This window comes from Aestuariivirga sp. (assembly GCF_044239095.1).
Lineage (GTDB): Bacteria > Pseudomonadota > Alphaproteobacteria > Rhizobiales > Aestuariivirgaceae > Aestuariivirga.
In genome coordinates, this window is record NZ_JBIICB010000338.1 from 1 (window position 1) to 4,025 (window position 4,025).

4 protein-coding genes are annotated in these 4,025 nt (G+C 56.6%); all 4 read left to right on the top strand.

The features are described from left to right. The coding region (locus ACILRA_RS20620; RefSeq protein ID WP_395663927.1) for a tetratricopeptide repeat protein at window positions 1–1,531 on the top strand (1,531 nt) is incomplete at its 5' end. Window positions 1,532–1,605: 74 nt separating this feature from the next. Continuing rightward, entirely contained in the window at window positions 1,606–2,025 is a 420-nt protein-coding gene (gene tnpA, locus ACILRA_RS20625; protein WP_395663928.1) for an IS66-like element accessory protein TnpA, read from the top strand. Next, the gene (gene tnpB / locus ACILRA_RS20630; RefSeq protein ID WP_395663929.1) at window positions 2,022–2,375 is read left to right on the top strand and encodes an IS66 family insertion sequence element accessory protein TnpB; all 354 of its coding nucleotides are present in this window, start codon (window positions 2,022–2,024) and stop codon (window positions 2,373–2,375) included. The genes tnpA and tnpB overlap by 4 nt, the downstream gene beginning before the upstream one ends. Before the next feature lie 69 nt (window positions 2,376–2,444). Then, window positions 2,445–3,980: an IS66 family transposase gene (gene tnpC, locus ACILRA_RS20635; protein WP_395663930.1), complete on the top strand. Its 1,536-nt coding sequence runs from the start codon at window positions 2,445–2,447 to the stop codon at window positions 3,978–3,980. Window positions 3,981–4,025: the final 45 nt, after the last annotated feature.

Genomic DNA, 4,025 nt, shown 5'->3' on the forward strand with positions numbered 1-4,025 from the left:
CATTCAGAACCTAGAGGATGGAGTTCAGACTGAAGAGACGGATATTGCGTGGGCTCTGGATTTACTCGCTACAACATTGAAAGAATTGTCCAGATACAGTGAAGCTGAAACTTTCTGTCGACGCGCTCTCGCAATAAGAGAGAATTGCCTAGGTCCTTCGCACAACTTTACCGCCGCTAGCCTGAATAATCTTGCAAATCTGTTCAGAGCAAAGCGTGAGTATAGCAGTGCCTTGGAACCTCTTTCAAGGGCATGCTCAATAATGGAAACGAATCTAGGAGCCACCCATCCCGATACCATTTCGTATCTAAACAATTATGCTGGAGCCCTTGCCGAAAATGCATGTTTTGAGAAAGCCGAAAAGATATTCTGTCGAGTAATTGAAATTGGCCAGCAAAAAATGGGACCAGGTCACCCTATCTTAGCATTGTATTTAAATAATATAGCACAAATTCATAAAATCAACAAAAAATTCGAGTTAGCAGAACCACTTTTCCGCCGCTCGCTGGCGATAAGTGAGGCCGCCCTTGGTCTTGGACATCCTACCTCCATTAAGCTTCTTCTAGACCTTGGATCATGTCTTCAGGAAAGTCAGCAAATTGACTCAGCAGAACTCCTCTATAATCATGCATTAAATAACCTCGAAGCTAATTCTGGTAGAGTCCACCCCAATCTACTTAATTGTCTTAACGATCTTGCGGTGCTTCATCAAAAAAGGGGAGATCTTGGTTCTGCAAAGGCACTCCTTGAGAGAGCTCTTGAAATTGCGGAACAAGAATTTTCATTGAGAAGCGTGCTGACGGCAATACAGCTGAACAATCTTGCCGCAATCATGGAAGCTGATGGAGATTACGCCTCTGCCCTGCCGCTCTATCAACGCGCACTTTCCATTTCAGAGGAGGCCTTGGGCGCTGAAAGTCAGGATGCTGAATTGTATCGCGCCAATCTAGCAGATCTGTTGCGGCGAATGAAAAAATTGGATGAATCCGCGGTGCTTTATCATTGCAATCTAAAGATATTAGAGTGCTCAAAAGGAGTAAGTTACAAAGGTACTCTCGATTGTATGGAGAATTTAGCGGGTTTACTTGATCAACAAGGAAAACTTGACGAAGCAAAGGTTATTTATGAGCGTTTATTAGACAGCCTAGAAAAGTACGGTAAGGCCCAAGAATTCGATATGGCAGCCCTGCAAATCAATTTTGGATACCTCCTCCGCAGGAACGAAGAGTTTGCAAGAGCAGAATTTCACTATCGGCTTGGATTGGAGGTGGCTAAAAAAACTTGGGGCGCGGATCATCCTAAAGCGGTTCAAGGCAGAAACAATTTGATTGCCCTCCTAAAGATCCTCAATCGCGAGACTGACTATGGAAATATGCTGTCACGAGGCGATTTTATCTCAATTCTTGGCTTTGCTAAGGCTTTATCTGTGCGATCAGGAAGTGCCGAACTAACGCCTTTACATTTTGTCTGTGGCGCATTGATTGCTATCTCTAAAGACAGTATCGTAAGCGCAACGCCGACCCCATTCTAGCGAAGTCGTTCTGAGCGTGAGAGAAGCGGACCCAATTTTGGATTGGGTTTCTGATCATGGCAGTGGACGGCAAAATGGACGCCCAATTCGATGCATCATCGGCTGGGCGGGTCTCGCGTCTCGAGGTTCTGGAGGGGCCGACGGGCCGGAGGCAGCGGAGCGAAGCGGAACGGGCTCAGATCGCGGCGGAGAGCTTCCGGCCTGGGGTGTCTGTCTCTGAGGTTGCGAGGCGGTATGGGGCGACCCGCTCGCAGGTGTATGACTGGCGGCGGCGGCTGAAGGATGGGCGGCTGGCGCTGGCTGGCGGGGTTGCTGCGATGCCAGCGTTCGCCGAGGTGATGGTGACGCCGGCGGTCGTGGCCGATACCGGGCTGCCTAGACCGGCTGCGATTGAGATCGATATCGCGGGAACCATCATTCGCGTTCCGGCAGGTGTTGACGCTGATGACCTCTCGCGCGTGATCCGTGCGGTGCGGAAGGCCTCCGCCGAATGATGGTGCCGGAGGGCTCGCTCAGGGTCTTCGTAGCCCTCGAGCCAGTCGACTTTCGAAAAGCCCATGACGGCCTTGTAGGGATCACCCAGCAGGTCCTTGGACTTGATCCATTCTGCGGCGCAGCCTTTGTGTTCCGGTCGAAGCGGGCAGACAGGATCAAGGTTCTGATCTGGGATGGGACCGGACTGGTGCTGATGCACAAGCGTCTGGAGTCTGCTGCGTTCGTCTGGCCGCAGGTTCGGAACGGCGTTTTGCGCATGACGCCCGCGCAGTTCGCTGCCCTCTTCGAGGGGCTTGATTGGCGCATGGTGAGGCCCGCTCCCGCGCAGCGCCCGCAGAGTGCCTGCTAGCTGCGGCAGGATGACTCGGGCGGCTGGTTCTGGTTCGCGAAGCGCTCTGCTGCATGTATAATTTTGCTTATGAACGACGTCTCGCTCATCGCTGAGAATGCCAGGCTGAAGGCGCAGCTGGCCGAGACCGAAGCCGCTCTTGCCGAATCCCGGGAGGCACAGGAACGGCTCGAGAAGATGGTGCGCCAGATGCAGCGCGAGAAGTTTGCCGCCCGCTCCGAGAAGCTCTCGCCGGACCAGTTCAACCTGCCGCTCGAGGAACTGGCCATCGCCGAGGGCATGCTGGCCGCTGCCCGGGAGAAGGCGGAAGCCGCGCTGAAGGGCAAGACGCCTGGTGCGGAGAAACCGCCGCGCAAGCGAAACCGTGGCCACCTGCCGCCGCATCTGCCGCGGATCGAGCGGGTGATCGAGCCGAAGAGCACGCTCTGCCCCTGTGGCTGCGGCGAGATGACGAAGATTGGAGAGGATGTCTCCGAGCGTCTCGACGTTGTTCCGGCCCAGCTTCGTGTGCTGGTGACCCGCCGCCCGCGCTATGCCTGCCGGCACTGCTCCGGGGGAGTGGCCCAGGCGCATGCGCCCGAACACGTGGTTCCCGGAGGCCTGCCGACGGAGGCCCTGATCGCCCAGGTGATCGTCAGCAAGTTTGGTGATCATCTTCCGCTCTACCGTCAGGCCGACATCTACAAGCGTCAGGGCATCCAGCTTGACCGCGGCACGCTCGGCAACTGGGTTGGCCGCGCCGCCTTCCACCTGAAGCCGGTGATCGAGCACATGCGCGAGCATCTGCGGAACGCCGATCGCATCTTCGTCGACGAGACGCGGGCTCCGGTTCTGGAGCCCGGCAATGGCGCCACCAGATCCGGGTACTTCTGGGCCGTCGTCTCGGATGACCGGGGCCACAGCGGAACCGGTCCGCCGATTGTCGTCTTCCACTATGCACCGGGACGCGGCGAGGTGCATGCTCGCACCTTCCTGGAGAACTATCGCGGTCGCTACCTGCAGAGTGACGGCTATGGGGTCTACGACAAGCTGGCCGAGATCGATCGCCCGGAAGGGCGCTGGCAGCTCGTCCACTGCTGGACCCATGTCCGCAGGCGCTTCGTGAAGCGCTTCGAAAGCGACGCCTCGCCCATCGCGGAAGAGATGCTGCGGCAGATCGCGCTCCTCTACCGTATCGAAGCCAGCGTGCGGGGTCAGGCGCCTGAGATCCGCCTGGCGGCGCGCAGGGCAAATGCAGCCCCCATCATCGAGAAGCTCAAGCCCTGGCTCGAAGCTCAATTGTCGAAGGTCTCTGCAAAGTCGCAACTGGCTACCGACATCGCCTACACGCTCGGGCTCTGGACTGGTCTCACACGCTTCCTCGAAGACGGGCGCCTTGAGTTGGATACCAACCCCGTCGAGAATCTCATCAGACCGATTGCCCTCACGAGAAAGAACGCGCTCTTCGCGGGCAACGATGTCGGAGCCGAGAACTGGGCCATGCTCGCCTCCCTCGTGGCGACCTGCAAGCTGAACGGCGTCAATCCCTTCAACTACATCCACCAGACGCTCCGCGCCATCCTCGACGGTCATCCCAGCGTAAGCGCAACGCCGACCCCATTCTAGCGAAGTCGTTCTGAGCGTGAGAGAAGCGGACCCAATTTTGGATTG